The following is a 15,429-nucleotide window of genomic DNA, read 5'->3' as shown; positions in this document are numbered from 1 at the left end:
CTCTACGATGTACTGGGATGAATCTGATTGACTGACAAATCTTTGTAAGGGCAGGTTTGGCAAGTCTCTGATCGCTTTGCAGTCAGCATTTCGGCGAAACCTGCCCCTATGATTTAGCCTAAGAACTAATCTAACCGTTTTTATCATCCTAAAAATGGAGCTGATTGATGGAATCTTTTCTGCCCATTGCCTATTTTCAAAATCAATTTATTCCCTTTGCAGATGCGAAATTATCGATCGCAACTCATGGGCTGCACTACGGCACAGGGTCGGTTGCAGGTCTACGGGGACTGCCCGATCCCCAGAATCCTGAGCAAATTTTGTTATTTAGATTAGAGAACCATTGTCAACGCCTCAGTCAGAGTGCTAAGTTCTTACACTACGATTTATCGGCTGAAACTATTAAATCTATTATTGTTGAATTTATCCATCAAAATAAACCTACCCACCCTTTTTATATTCGTCCCTTTGTCTATACATCAGGTTTAGGAATTGCACCCCGATTACACCAGATTGAAAAAGATTTTTTGGTGTATGGCATGGAGTTGGGCGATTATTTACCTGCCGATGGAGTTCGCTGTCGCATTAGTTCTTGGTATCGTCAATCTGATGCAAGTTTTCCATTGCGAGGGAAGATCAGTGCGGCATATATTGCCTCAGCGTTAGCCAAAACAGAAGCGATCGAATCTGGGTTTGATGAAGCAATTTTAATGAATGCCCAGGGAAAGGTGAGTGAAGCATCGGGAATGAATATATTTTTGGTGCGAAATGGGCAGTTAATTACTCCCAGTTTTGATCAAGATATTTTGGAAGGGATAACCCGCGATAGCATTCTCGCGATCGCCAAAAATATGGGAATTAAGACGGTCGAACGTCCGGTCGATCGCTCTGAGTTATTGATAGCCGATGAAGTATTTTTGTGTGGAACAGCTGCTCGGGTGGTTCCCGTTAAAGGCATTGAAAATTATACCCTGTCTTCAAACCGACCCATCACCGATTTGCTCAGAAGCAAGTTAACGCAAATTACTGAAAATCGTGATCCCAATTATCGTGAATGGGTGGATGTAATTGTGTGCGATCGATAACAGGGCATGGCTTAATCACTTCAGCCCGATCGCTTTATCCGTAAAGCCCCTAAAATTGCGGTAGTCCTCAAACCGTCGCGACTGCGGATGGTGAGGATGAAGCCCGTGCTATTCCAGATCAGTAAATAAATGCTCTACCTGATTGCGATCGCGATCGCAACATATCGGAGAACAACTTCATGCAACATCTTATGCAACAACCCATACAGCAACTCAAACGACTATCGACTAAAGGGATACAGTGGGGGGTGGCGATCGCCCTCCTGGTTGGTATTGTGCTGGCGAACGGATTAACAACCGCCGTCCATGCTCAATCGACCGGCAACACCCAATTACTGTGGTACGGTCAATCTGCCTTTAAGCTCACCACCCCGTCAGGTAAAGTCTTGCTGATTGATCCCTGGCTGAGAAATCCACTCAATCCTAACGGCGATGCAGACGTCGCTGAACTCGAACAAGTGGATTTGATTTTGATTACCCACGGTCATTTTGACCACATTGGCGACGCGACTGAAATTGCGAAAAAAACAGGTGCCAAATTAGTCAGCACTCTCGATTTAGGTAACGCTTTAGTCAACTACAACGGTTATCCCCAGGAACTCGCTGGATTTGACACGCAGGGAAACTTTGGCGGCGAACTCTCGTTATTAGAGGATGAGGTAAAGGTTGCGTTTATTCCGGCTGTTCACAGTTCCACGATTGCGTCGGATGGAAGTCCGGCAATGTATGCCGGAAATCCGGGTGGCTTTTTGGTCAGCGTTAAAGATGGACCGACGATTTACCATACTGGCGACACCGATGTGTTTACCGATATGTCTCTGATCCCCCATTTTCAAGCGGTCGATGTCATGCTGACCTGCATTGGCGGGCAATTTACGATGGGCCCCGATCGCGCTGCTGAAGCGGTTAAACTGGTCAACCCCGATATGGTGATTCCCATGCACTTCGGTATTTTTTCCTTACCTGGAACCCCCGAAGCCTTCGCCGACGCTCTACAACAGCAAGGCATAAGCAGCGAACTGAAAGTCATGCAAGTAGGAGAATCGCTAACGCTGTAAATCCTTTCGTGTAGAACAGACCTGGTTTTGGTACTGGAATTGACCGGGAAACCGAAAGTTTCCCGGTCAATTCCAGTACTAGTACACCAACTTAAACGTTTTAGAGGGGGTGGAGGGGGTAAAACCTCTTCTTGGGGGCGCAGCCCCCAAACCCCCATGCTACAAAATTTCGTGTTTGCAACACTAGATTCAGCCATACTTCGGCAAGAGGTTAATCCGTTGTGCTTAAAAAGCCGCAGAATATTTTTAACAACTCTTTATCATGGGGTTAACCCTTACCCTTCAAACTGCCGATGCTGAGTCGAATTAAAGACCTTGCTGCTAACCTAGCGCCTCGATTAATCGAAATTCGCCGCCACCTGCACAACAATCCCGAACTCAGCGGGCAAGAATATAAAACGGCTGCCTATGTGGCTGGGGTGTTGTCGTCGTCTGGGTTGCGGGTGCAAGAACTGGTCGGGAAAACGGGGGTGGTTGCTGAACTTGCCGGACAGGGAACGAGCGATCGCCTGCTTGCAATTCGGGCAGATATGGATGCCTTGCCCATTCAAGAGCAGACCAATCTAGAGTTTGCCTCGCGACATCACGGCATCATGCACGCTTGCGGACATGACGTGCATACAACTGTTGGGTTGGGAACCGCCATGGTGCTGGCACAGCTAGAAACGCCTCTACCCGGCGATGTCCGTTTTTTGTTTCAACCGGCGGAAGAAACGGCACAGGGTGCTGCCTGGATGATCAAAGATGGCGTGATGCAAGGGGTTGATGCGATTTTTGCGTTGCATGTGTTTCCCAGCATTCCAGGGGGGTCTGTCGGCATTCGCTATGGCGCGTTGACGGCGGCTGCCGATGATATAGAACTCACGATTATTGGAGAGTCAGGTCATGGGGCGCGCCCGCATGAAGCGATCGATGCCATCTGGATTGCGTCTCAGGTGATTACGACCTTGCAACAAGCCATCAGCCGCACACAAAATCCATTGCGTCCCGTCGTTCTCACCATCGGACAAATCCAGGGTGGACGAGCGCCTAATATTATTGCAGACCGGGTGCGGCTATCGGGTACCGTGCGATCGCTTCATCCTGAAACCAGTGCCTCCTTGCCTGCGTGGATCGAACAGATTGTCACCAGCGTTTGTCAGACCTATGGTGCCAAATATGAGCTGAACTATCGTCGGGGTGTGCCCTCTGTGCAAAATCATCCTACCCTAACTCAGTTGATGGAATCGTCTGCTCAAGCCGCATGGGGAAGCGATCGCGTCCAAATTTTGCTCGAACCCTCTTTGGGGGCAGAAGACTTTGCCCTTTATCTCGAACATGCTCCTGGCACCATGTTTCGCCTCGGGGTTGCATTTACCGACCAGCCCAACTATCCCTTACACCATCCTCAGTTTCACGTCGATGAAGGGGCGATCATCACAGGTGTGGTGACGATGGCATATGCTGCCTATCAATATCACTGGAAACAGTTCTGATTGGGGCTGATGGGGATATAGCGCTGTGTGGGCTGATTCAGTCCAATGGTGTGAGGCAACGGGGTCGATGGGATGTCACTGTTGGATGCAGAATCCTGATGAATTTGTTGCTTTTGGATGATTTATTTCCATTAGCAACCTTGCTATGGTTGGCAGAAGTGATTGAATTAGAGCTCAAGTATCATGTCATCTTCTACACCACTCAAAGGAATCGAACTGATCGATTGTGCCAAAGCAAATGCCAAACAGGGCATTGTTACTACAACAAGATTGTGTGGATATGGTGATCAGACGGACGCCTTCGCCACAGAACTGCATCAAGCGTGTCAGGAAATTGGCGTACATGTATCAGACCTGAGCGATCTGATTACAGAACCAGCCAAAACGCAACAGATGAACAGCGGTTCAACCTAAGGCATGGGTGAATTCAGCTTGAAATTTGGTGTGATACCAATCTTTTATGAAGTTGCGCCAAACTAGAACCCCCTGTAGTCCCCCTTGGCAAGGGGGACGGCGACAGCCGGGGGTTGAATAAGGCACAGCTTCACATTAAATCGGTGTGAGTGCGGCGCAGAGCGCCGCACTCACACTACATCCATACCAGTGAGGGTTGTCCGTAGGTAGATCGCCCGCATCAGACGCTTGATTGTCGATGAATCGAGGAGATTCGCCTAGAACCATCACCGTTGGTGCAGGATCAGCCTTCGCTTCAGCGGCGATCGCATCGGTGACGCTAAAAATCGCTCCACCTTTGCCCAGACCCGGATTTAACCCGGGTGAGGCGATTGCTTGATTGTGTTCAAAAGCAGTATGGTGCAGAATTAACCGTCCCGAACGGATGAAGATGGCACCACCAAACCCGCCGCCACCCCCTCCTGATTCTAAACTGCCATCGCCACCCCCAAAGCCACCCATTCCAGGGATACCCGCTTCACCCACAATACCCAATTCACCGCCATTACCCCCTCTCCCGCCAGCACCGCCGCCACCACCAAACCCGCCATTACCCCCATTGCCCCCATCGCCGCCGTTGGCTAAGTCCCTCGTAGCATTGCCGCCATTACCCCCATTTCCGGCATTGCCAAAGCCACCAAAGCCACCGCCCCCACCAAACGCTATAGTGCCGATGGCACCCTGCCCGTGCCACTGACCAAAGTCACCAAAGATTCCTACCCCACCATCGCCGCCGTCACCACCGTTGCCGCCGTTGCCACCATTCACCCCCGCATTACCGCCGTTACCCCCATTACCAGCATTGCCAAAACCACCAAAGCCACCCCCGCCACCAAAGACAATGCTGCCGATGCCATTGATCCCAATACCATTAACCCCGGCGATCGCCCCACGGTTTGCCCGAAACGTATTGCTGTCGCTGGCAATCCTCTGATTTGTTATACCCGCTATTGAATCAGGTGAATCGGGAGGCAACGACAGGCGATCGGGATGACTGATGCCATTGATGCTGGCGATCGCCCCTCGATTGACATCTAGCTTGCTATGACGGATTTGAATCTGAGCAGGAGGGTGAGTTAGTGCACTTGACAGAGTTTCAGTGGGTATACTTTGTCCACCGATTGCTTGATTGTGAATGAATCGAACCTGAGTCAATGTCACTGTACCGGAATGAATCAGTAACCCACCTCCCATGCCTGCGCCTCCACCCCTTCCCTGCGTTCCTTCCGTACCCTGAGCTAATCCGTCAGCTATGGTGAGATTGTGAATCACCACATCCCCTCTTTCGACCAATAGTACCCGATGAGCATGATTTCCATTGATCGTATCGTTGCCATCGCCGATGATATGGAGATCTCCGGTGATGCTCGGAAGACTGTCTTGCAATACCATCACACCACTCACCTGCTGCAAGTCAATCAGATCGGCTTCGGGACTGGCATTGGCTTGCTCGATCGCCCATCGCAAAGAACCGTTACCCTGATCAACCAGAGTGGTTACATGGAGTTGCTTCAACACACCGACATAACCAGATAAGTGTTCGGCGGAAAGAGCTAGATGGGTTTCAATCTCTCCTATGCTAAATTCAAGTATCCAATTGCCCGACTCAGAGGCATTGCCGGTTAAATCGGTGGAGGCTTGCACATCCGCGTGAGTTAACTGATGCAGTTGATTTAAAAAATCGATGCCCTGTTTTCCCTGAGCAACATTGCACCCATAAATCAACAGATCTGCCCCTGGTGCTAGTGCCATCTGCCAGTTGGAAAAGTCCAGTTGATGCTGGGCTAAATGATCGTGATCAATCACATCTATCCCGACTTGCAAGCTGCCGGGGCTGCCATGGGAAATCAGATGAATTGCTTTGACCTGCGTATAATCTGCCAGGGTTTGAGTAATCGTGGCAATTCCCTGTCCTTGAGTGCGATCGATCAAAAAAACCAGGCGATCGGAGTCAAGTGATTCTATAGACTGACTTGATTGTTGGGTGCGGACTGATTGAGCTTTAACCTGATCAATCAATGTTGAGGCATTGGGAATAGCTGAATCAATAAAAACGAGTTCTATATCTCGTTCATGGGGTGTGACTGATTTTGGGGATGAATCTGAACGTGAAACCTTCGGTTTCACGTTCAGATTCATCCCGATATGAAGCAATGCTTGTTCGTAGGGATAGAAATTTCTATGATTTAGATAGCTGTCGAACCGTGCAGATGGTAAAGAATGAAAGACGGTTGTGAGACTGGCGATCGCCACCAGTATGAGAATGAAGAGGGCTTTATAGGTTGGAGAACGATCGGGATGAATCATACGCAGAGCTGTGACGGTCGGGTTAGCAACAGTAGTCAGCAGTCTACAGCGGTTCTCTCCGCAATAAAGTATCCCATTATCTTAAATTAGCAGTGAACGCAATCATTCGAAGGGCGATCGCGTTCACTATTGATCAGGTTGACGAATCAAATAGGATCGCCATAGCAATTTGGTGGTGGCATTCATATCATGATGTTTTGTGGCGCGGGCGTCGCCTGCGCCACAAAACATCATGACGTTTCTGGAACTGCCAGCGGTTTTTAATCGAGTGGAGTACAGATCATATTTTGAACGTCATGCTCCGCGCGGCTTTCAAGACATAATCCAGTTCTAGCCGAGCGCCAAGCGCTACAAGAGTGGAAAGGAGGGTAAGGGGGCTGTTACCCTCCAGTAAGAGATACCCTCTGCTTTATGCCTTTTCCATAAAAATCTCTACGAAAAAGTGCTGTCATTATAGCGACCCATGATCATTAGCGAACCGCCAATTTACGCTAGTCTTGAGAAGACCTCTTCTTCTACCTCTCCTTGTGGATACCTCTGTTTTCGTCCAAACATTTGTTGCTGTCTTCGTTCTAGCCGATGCCTTAGGCAATGCGCCCATTGTTGTCGTGTTGACTAAAGGCATGGAATCCCTACAGCGCAACCAAATTATCGACCGCGCCAGTTTAGTCGCAACTGCCGTTTTATTGGGCTTTGCGTTTGCAGGACAAGAAATTCTCAACTATTTGCATATCAGCATGGGGTCATTGCGAATTGCTGGAGGCATTTTGTTGCTATTGATTGCATTAGAAATGTTGCAGGGCGGATTGGAAGCACCTGTCGTAGACCAGGAACGAGATATCGCCATTACGCCCCTGGCTCTGCCCCTGTTAGCGGGTCCCGGAACATTGACGACAGTGATGTTGTTGATGTCTGAGTCCCCGGAAGCGCGGTTGAGTGTGGCGATCGGGATTGTCTCGGCTATGTTTGTGACCTGGGTAATTGTCCGTCAGGCCAGTCGAGTCGATAAGTTAATTGGCATAGAGGGTGCCGTGATTGCTACAAAACTCCTGGGGTTTTTGCTGGCAGCGTTGGCAGTAGAAATTGGCAGTCAGGGGATTCGTGAATTATTTTTAATGCCTCCTACATAGACTTTCGCATTATGGGTGCTATGAAAGAACCGCGCCCTGCGCGGTTCTTTCATAGCACCATGTACTTCATGCCCTTGAGACTTGCGATCGCATCAGGCGTTGCTGGCGTTGGGGATGGCAACGATAGCGTTTGGCTGAGGTGTCGTCATAGGTTTAGCTACCCACTGGTCGCCTTGCTGATAGTCGGCAAAGCTAAACGCATCCACCTGAATCGCATCTGTTCGAGCCACTTCGGCTTCACCGACCAGCATGACTTCAGCGTCACTAATGATGCCTGCCTGGTAAGCCGCGTCTAGCTGCTCGTGGGGTTTGCCAGGGGTGAGTTGTCCGGCGGCTTGCGCTACTTTGATTTTTTTAAGAATCGCTTCGGCTTGATGTACTAAAGTAAAGGCGTGTTCAATTCGACCTAATGATTCCTCTACATCGGTGGGAATGTGGATGCCAGCCGTAATGCGATCGCGTCTTTCGTCAGGTTGTTGCAAACTGTGAGCGACTTGACTGCCTAATTCATCCGCAGGCAGGGTACCGATAGGATGCCACCGCCACCAGGATAAGACGGGACCCCGTAATAATCCGCCCAATACGGGAATGTCTAGATTGCTGAAGATGCCTTCAAAGGCTTGCTGCATTTGGGCAAAAGCATATTGCATTACCCAATGCACCAGGGGTAGATCTGCGGCTTGCCGACCTTCTGCTTCAAAGCGTCGTAACGTAGCCGTACCGAGATACATCCAGGACAGCACATCGGCAAACCTGCCGGTGAGCTTCTCCTTACGCTTGAGCGAACCGCCCAAGGATAACAACGCCAGATCGGTCATTACCGCAAAGACAGCCGATGCCCAGGAGAGTTTGCGGTAATAGACCGCCGTTTCTCCATCGACTGGCGATCGCGCCCATCTTGCCTGCGTCCAACTCAACAGCTTCGCCCGCCCTGTATTCCGCACCAGCGATCCCATGTGCCCCCAGAAAGCGCGATCGAACGCTGCAAGATCTCCTGTATTCAAGGCTTGAATTTCGTCGTAGACGTAGGGATGACACCGAATCACACCCTGTCCAAAAATCATCAAAGTGCGGGTGAGAATGTTGGCTCCTTCGACGGTGATAGCAATGGGAATGGCCGTATAGATATTTGCCAGCAGATTGCGTGGGCCCCGACAAATGCCAGATCCACCTAAGATATCCATGCCATCATTCAAAATCCGGCGGGCAAGTTCAGTCGTGGTATATTTGGCGATCGCCGATACGACCGCAGGTTGCTCACCCCGATCGACCGCACCACAGGTATAGAGCCGTGTGGCATCCATCGCATAGGTAAAGCCTGCAATGCGTGCCAGGGGTTCCTCAATGCCTTCAAATCGCCCAATCGACAAGCCAAACTGCCGCCGCACTATACTATGGGCACCCGCAACCCGTGCCACCAACTTAGCCACCCCCGTACAACTGGCAGGGAAGCTAATTCCTCGTCCAGCCGCAAGGCTTTGCATCAGCATCTTCCAGCCCTGCCCCGCTTGCTCCACGCCACCAATGATATGGTCAATCGGCAGCACAACGTCATGCCCTTCTGTCGGTGAATTGTAGAAGGGTACTCCCATCGGGTCGTGCCGTTGATTGATCACCACGCCTGGGGTATTGGTCGGCACTAATATACAGGTAATGCCAATATCATCGCCCTTACCCAACAGGTTATGTGGATCCCGCAAACGAAATGCCAGCCCCAGCAACGTGGCGATCGCCCCTAGTGTGATATACCGCTTCTTCCAATTCAATCGCACATAAAGTTTGCCATCATCACCCCGAAAGACGTCACCGTGCGATATTAAACTGGCAGCATCTGAACCTGCATTGGGTTCCGTCAGCGCAAAACAAGGAATCTCCTCACCCCGCGCCAATCGGGGCAAATAATACTGCTTTTGCTCCGCTGTGCCATAGCGCAATAGCAACTTAGCCGGTCCCAGAGAATTAGTCACACCCACCGTTGCCACATGGGTAAACGATCGCGATGCCAGCTTCACCATCACAGCACTATACGCCAGATTAGAAAACCCCAAGCCCCCATAGTCTTGAGGAATCATCATGCCAAAAAAGCGCTCCTGCTTTAGATATGCCCATACATCAGGGGGCAAATCTTTGCGTTGATAGATCTCCCAATCCGTCGCCATCTGACACACGGTTTCCACGGGTCCATCTAAAAAGGCTTGCATCTCCGGTGATAGCTGGGGATAAGGCTCCTTCAGAATCCGATCGAAATCAGGCTTGCCCGTAAAAAACTCACCCTCTACCCAAACATTACCCGCTTCGATCGCCGCCCGCTCAGTTTCAGAAATTGTCGGCAACAACTTCATCGATCGAATCACAGTCACAATCCAACGGGTCAGCAGTCTCTGGCGCAACCAGGGAACGGAAAGAATCAGTGCGATCGCAGAAAGAATCAGAACAATAGAAATCAGGGGAAGCATGATTGAAACTCCGTGAGTTCAAAATTGGCAATGGAGTGAACTGTGAAAGTCGTGCGGTGCGTATACGCACCGCACGACTTTCACAGCATCAAATTCTCAAACACTCCTGCTGCGCCCATGCCGCCCCCCACACACATGGTGACGATGCCGTAGCGGACGCTGCGCCGTTGCATTTCGTGCAGTAACGTGGCAGTCAATTTTGCCCCCGAACAGCCTAGCGGATGACCCAACGCGATCGCCCCGCCATTGACATTGACGATCTCTTCGTTTAAGCTCAGTTCCCGAATCACTGCTAAAGACTGAGCTGAGAAGGCTTCATTCAACTCCATTAAGCCAATATCATCCAGGGTTAAGCCGACTTGCTTGAGAACTTTGGGAATGGCAACAACAGGTCCAATGCCCATAATTTCGGGTGCAACTCCGGCAACGGCAAAGCCCAATAGCCGACCCATCGGTTGCACACCCAACTCCTGTACCATGCGATCGCTCATCAGAACAGTCGCCGCCGCTCCATCCGACATTTGCGAAGCATTACCTGCGGTAACACTACCCTGACGATGAAACACAGGTTTCAATTGAGCCAGCGCATCTCGATTCGTATCGGAACGAGGACCTTCATCCGCATCAAACACCGTTTCAGTCGTTACAAGTTTGCCGTTAACATAGGTCGTGTCATGAACGGTAACTGGAATAATTTCGGCTTTGAAGTGTCCGTTATGGATGGCTGCGATCGCTCGTTGATGCGATCGCAAAGCAAACGCATCCTGATCCGCCCGTGAAATGTGGAATTGTGCTGCTACTTTTTCTGCGGTTAACCCCATCGAAATATAGGCAGCTGGCGCTTCCGCCATCAGGTCTGCATTGGGTAAAAACTGCTGTCCGCCCATGGGAATCAAACTCATCGATTCCGCACCTCCCGCCACCATCACATCCGCCTGTCCAAAGGCGATCGCATGAGTTGCCATAGCGATCGCTTGTAGCCCTGACGAACATAAGCGATTGATCGTACACCCGGCAACGGAGTCGGGCAAACCAGCCCGCAGAGCAATCACCCGTCCCAAATTGAAGCCCTGTTCGGCTTCTGGCATGGCGCACCCCATGACAACATCATCAATTTGATTGGAAACCAATCCGGGTACCTGGGCGATCGCACCTCGCACTGCCGCTGCCCCCAAATCATCCGGTCGCATATGACGCAATGTACCTCTGGGAGCCTTGCCCACCGCAGTCCGGACGCTGCTCACGATATAGGTATTGTTCATGATTCAATTCCTCAGCGGTTTCTTAGTCTTCAACATGTGGACAATGCGTTCTTTAGTCTTGGGTTCGTCAATCAACGGCAAGAAGTTGTCGTGTTCGAGTTTCAGCAAGTAGTCATCATCAACCTGCGCCGGTGCGGTCAGGTCGCCGCCTGTGAGAACGTAAGCGAGGCGATTTGCCAGGGCGCGATCGTAGTCGCTGATATAGCCACCCTCGTTCATGATGTATGCCATATGCTCAAACATGGCTCTGGCAGGCTGTCCCAGTACGGGAATGGGATTGCGCTGGGGAGGAATATACCCCAGTTGATCCAAACAAAGGACTTCTTGCTTGGCAACATAGAGACGGCGATCGCGATTCATCACAACTTTCGTCGTCGGTGGCAAAAACCCTAACTCTTGAGCTTCATAGGCACTATTGGCGACTTTCGCCATACCGATGGTTTCAAATACCCGTTTTAAGAAGGGGAGAATGTCGCTAGGCGCATCACTGGCTGCCCGACTGGCTGCCCAACGTGCCATCCGCATCAAGCCCCCACCGGCGGGAATCAAACCGACGCTGAGTTCTACCAGACCAATGTAAGTTTCGGCATCGGCAACAATATGAGGACAGGCGATCGCCAGTTCGCACCCACCACCCAAAACTCGCCCTTGAATTGCCGCAACAATCGGTTTGTGGAAGTAGTAAATACGTTGCACCAATTGTTGAAATTTCGTCAATAGTTCAGAAATGCCACTGTGGTTGCGGTTAAAGGGATTGAGATTTTCCCATTGGGCAATTTTACCCACCTCCGCCAGGTTAATACCGACGCAGAAGTTTTCTCCTTCATTGCCAATCACCATGCCCTTATAATCATGAGTTTCTAGCCAGTTGAGGGCTTCAATCAGTCCATCAATCACCTTAACGCTGAGGGTGTTAGCTTTAGAGCGAAACTCATACAACACCACCCCATCACCCAGATCCAGTAACGTTGCTTCAGCATTGAGCCAGAGGGTCGATTTAGGATGGGCTTTGACCATAGCCAGATGAATCTCATCCGTGACAACTGCCATCGGACAGTAGCCTTTACCAGGCACATAGACGCTGCGATGGGTGCTGTCATCACTGCGGGTATCGCTGCGATAAAAGCTAAGAGCGCCAGTTTGTTGCATGGTTTCTAGCCAGTCTGGGTGAATCAAGCCAGCCGCCCGCATATCCTTCAGTACGAGATCAAACCCTAAGGCATCCCAGATTTCAAACGGACCCATTTCCCAGCCAAAGCCCCAGCACAGGGCATGATCAATGGCATCGGGGCGATCGCTAATTTCGGGAATGCGATTAGCACTGTACGCCAGAGTTGCCAGGATCGAATGGCGGAAGAAATCACCCGCTCGTCCCCGCAAGTGATATAGCTTTTGCAATCGTTCCGTCAGGTTGGGCAGTTTGGCGATCGCATCCACATGCATCAGGTTCATCGGCTGGGCAGATTCATACACCAGCGTTTTGGGATTGAGCGAGCGAATTTCACCGTCTACTTTTTTATAAAAGCCCTGTCCTGTTTTGGCTCCCAATGTGCCGGTTTCTACCAATTTCTGGAGCAGTGTCGGCACTTTAAACATCGCTTGGCATTCGTCCTCGGTTACCGATTGATGGAGATGCTCGGTGACGTAAAGGAGAGTATCTAATCCGACTAAATCGATCGTGCGAAATGTTGCAGATTTAGGACGACCAATCAGTGTACCCGTTAATGTATCAATTTCTTCAATCGTGTACCCTTGTTCAGTGAATGCTTTGACACCTAGCATTGAGACAAACATACCAATGCGATTGGCAATAAAGTCGGGCGTATCTTTTGCAATTACAATGCCTTTGCCCAGATACATTCGCCCAAACCACTGCATTCGCGACAACACATGGGAATCCGTATCTGCCGTGGGAATCAGTTCTAATAATTTCAAATAGCGCGGCGGATTGAAAAAATGAGTCCCCAGAAACCGTTGCCGAAACGATTTAGTGCGCCCCTGAGCGATCGCGCCGATCGATAGACCGCTGGTGTTGGTCGAAACAACAGTATCATCTCGAACCGTCTTTTCTAACCGTGCCATTAATTGTTGCTTGATGGCTAAATTTTCGACAACTGCTTCAATCACCCAATCGACATCGGCAAGGCGATCGAAATGCTCTTCGTAATTGCCCAAAATCACCCGCTGTGCTGTTTTCTCGGTAAAGAAAATGGATGGCGATAGCTTCATCGCTTTTTTGAAAGCCCCTTCAACCAGGCCATTTTTGTTTCCCGATGCCGCTGGTAAATCGAGTAAATGAACAATCAGCCCAGCATTCGCAAGATGCGCTGCAATCTGAGCACCCATGACTCCGGCACCTAAGACAGCAGCAGTTCGAAACGGTATATACATGGTTTATCTTCCTCAAAATGCAGCAGTGAATCATGCGGCTAAAACATAGGAACTTTAGTAAAGGTAGGGGTGAAGCATTTGCCTCTAGATCTTCGGTTCCCAATTCAAATTTGTAGTGCAAATGCTTCACCCTTACACGGTGTTGCTAAATGGCGATCGCTCAGGTAAACGGGAAACGTCTGTGTGGAGGCTAAGCCCCCCATCCCATGTTGCAACATTTAGTATTTGCAACCCTAGTAATGGGTTAAAGACTTGGCGTAAATAGGGCAAGCGGAAGGGGGAATGTTAGGACAGGCAAGCGTTTGGGAGGAGGGAGAAGAGAGAGAGGGTAAGGAAGCAGTGGCTGGATCGGAGGTGTAAAGGGACTGAATATCGGTCGCAAAGGTTTGCAAGACTTGCACCCGATTGAGAGTCCCATCGGCTTGAAGCAACCCATTTTCGCGGCTTAATTCGGCTTCTATTAGCTTGAATTTTCGCACCGTTGACCAATACGGGAGATGACAATTGGCAGTGTCAATCAGTGATTGATACAGGGCGACAATGCAGGGATGTTGTAACCAATCGGCATCGCTTAGATCAATTCCCTGATCTGAAGCGATCGCACGTAAAGCGTCTATGTTGGGAAAAATTAACATACCGCAGAACTTATGATTGGCTCCTACCGCGATCGCCTGATTCACTAAGGGCAATTGATTCAACTGTTGTTCCAATGGCAGCGGCGACACATATTTACCTGTTGCCAATTTGAATAGAGATTTTTTTACCCCCGTAATGGTTAGAAAACCGTCAGTAGACAGTTCTCCTAAATCGCCCGTATGCAGCCAGCCATCCGCATCAATCACCTGTTGCGTCGCGTCTGGATCACGATAATAGCCCTGCATAACAAAAGGCGATCGCACCAAGATTTCCTGATCTGATGCGATCGCCAATTCTACACCCGGAATTGGCACCCCCACGGTGCCTGCCCGATTATAAATGCCACGCGTATAGCACAGCACAGCACTAGTTTCGGTCAAGCCGTAGCCCTGTAATACCGGAATTCCAGCGGCTGTAAAGACATTTGCAATAGTGGCAGGCAAGGCTGCGCCCCCAGAGATAACCGCTTTCATGCGATCGCCAAAAATTGCCCGCCACTTAGCAAATACCAGGCGGTCTGCCAGTTTTAGTTGGAGTTTGAATAGCTGACTAAACGGTCGTCCAATGTCATAGCGATGAGCTAACTTGAGTGCCCAATGAAACACCTTTTGATCAAATTTGCTCAGCCGCACTTGCTGATCTAGAATCCGCTCATACAGCTTCTCTAACAGGCGCGGCACAGTAATCAAAATCGTTGGGTTGACGGTTTTGATCTGTCGGATCAAATGATTGGGATCGGAGAAGTAAACACTATGCCCATATGCCAAATGCCCATAGAGAAATGCCCGTGCAAAAATATGAGTCAGTGGCAAAAACATCAACGCAACTTCATCAGCCCCCTGCTTCAGATTGGGAAAGCTACTAAAAGCAGCCAAAATATCGGCTGAAATATTCTCGTGACTGAGCATCACCCCCTTAGGTCGTTTAGTTTCACTGGCGATATAGAGAATGGTGGCAAGATCTTGTGGTGCGATCGCCGCTCGCAACTGCTGTACCCGTTCTGCCGACCACTGTTCATGCCCCTGTGCCCTGACGTCATCTAACGACAGCAAGCGCACCGAAGCCGGTAAAGATGAGAGTAAATCAGGCTGTTCAAGATGATGAGGTTCTCCCAAAAAATGAGGAATTTGCAAACACTCCTCCCCAGAACACGGATGAAGCATCTCCCCATCTCCC

At 50.1% G+C, this 15,429-nt stretch carries 10 protein-coding genes; 5 read left to right on the top strand and 5 right to left on the bottom strand.

The window, feature by feature from the left end:
• Window positions 1-167: 167 nt before the first annotated feature.
• From ACR6Z4_RS28925 to ACR6Z4_RS28910, 4 genes are all read left to right on the top strand, one after another.
• Window positions 168-1,085 carry a branched-chain amino acid transaminase gene (locus tag ACR6Z4_RS28925; RefSeq protein ID WP_479720819.1) on the top strand — a complete coding sequence of 306 codons (918 nt, stop codon included), beginning with the start codon at window positions 168-170 and terminating at the stop codon, window positions 1,083-1,085.
• Between the two features lie 179 nt (window positions 1,086-1,264).
• Entirely contained in the window at window positions 1,265-2,143 is an 879-nt protein-coding gene (locus tag ACR6Z4_RS28920; RefSeq protein ID WP_479720818.1) for a metal-dependent hydrolase, read from the top strand.
• Window positions 2,144-2,436: 293 nt separating this feature from the next.
• Window positions 2,437-3,618, top strand: a complete 1,182-nt coding sequence (locus ACR6Z4_RS28915; RefSeq protein ID WP_479720817.1) for a M20 family metallopeptidase — start codon at window positions 2,437-2,439, stop codon at window positions 3,616-3,618.
• A gap of 183 nt (window positions 3,619-3,801) precedes the next feature.
• Window positions 3,802-4,032: a hypothetical protein gene (locus ACR6Z4_RS28910; RefSeq protein WP_479720816.1), complete on the top strand. Its 231-nt coding sequence runs from the start codon at window positions 3,802-3,804 to the stop codon at window positions 4,030-4,032.
• Window positions 4,033-4,167: 135 nt separating this feature from the next.
• Here ACR6Z4_RS28910 and ACR6Z4_RS28905 read toward each other — a convergent pair whose 3' ends face one another.
• Window positions 4,168-6,378, bottom strand: a complete 2,211-nt coding sequence (locus ACR6Z4_RS28905) for a DUF4347 domain-containing protein (protein WP_479720815.1) — start codon at window positions 6,376-6,378, stop codon at window positions 4,168-4,170.
• Between the two features lie 527 nt (window positions 6,379-6,905).
• On the opposite strand from ACR6Z4_RS28905, the gene ACR6Z4_RS28900 reads away from it, so the two are divergent.
• Complete coding sequence (locus ACR6Z4_RS28900; protein ID WP_479720814.1) at window positions 6,906-7,508, top strand: MarC family protein; 603 nt, start codon at window positions 6,906-6,908, stop codon at window positions 7,506-7,508.
• Between the two features lie 92 nt (window positions 7,509-7,600).
• Here ACR6Z4_RS28900 and ACR6Z4_RS28895 read toward each other — a convergent pair whose 3' ends face one another.
• The 4 genes from ACR6Z4_RS28895 to ACR6Z4_RS28880 form a co-directional block, all read right to left on the bottom strand.
• Entirely contained in the window at window positions 7,601-9,964 is a 2,364-nt protein-coding gene (locus tag ACR6Z4_RS28895; protein WP_479720813.1) for an acyl-CoA dehydrogenase, read from the bottom strand.
• A gap of 80 nt (window positions 9,965-10,044) precedes the next feature.
• Complete coding sequence (locus ACR6Z4_RS28890; protein ID WP_479720812.1) at window positions 10,045-11,226, bottom strand: acetyl-CoA C-acyltransferase; 1,182 nt, start codon at window positions 11,224-11,226, stop codon at window positions 10,045-10,047.
• A 3-nt stretch (window positions 11,227-11,229) separates the two neighbouring features.
• A complete protein-coding gene (locus ACR6Z4_RS28885; protein WP_479720811.1) occupies window positions 11,230-13,617 on the bottom strand; it encodes a 3-hydroxyacyl-CoA dehydrogenase/enoyl-CoA hydratase family protein in 2,388 nt (795 codons plus the stop codon).
• 233 nt (window positions 13,618-13,850) lie between these two features.
• A partial coding sequence (locus tag ACR6Z4_RS28880; RefSeq protein WP_479720810.1) for an AMP-dependent synthetase/ligase occupies window positions 13,851-15,429 on the bottom strand: 1,579 nt, incomplete at its 5' end.

Source organism: Calyptranema fuscum S582 (assembly GCF_055793305.1).
This window is presented reverse-complemented; position numbering and strand designations above follow the sequence as displayed.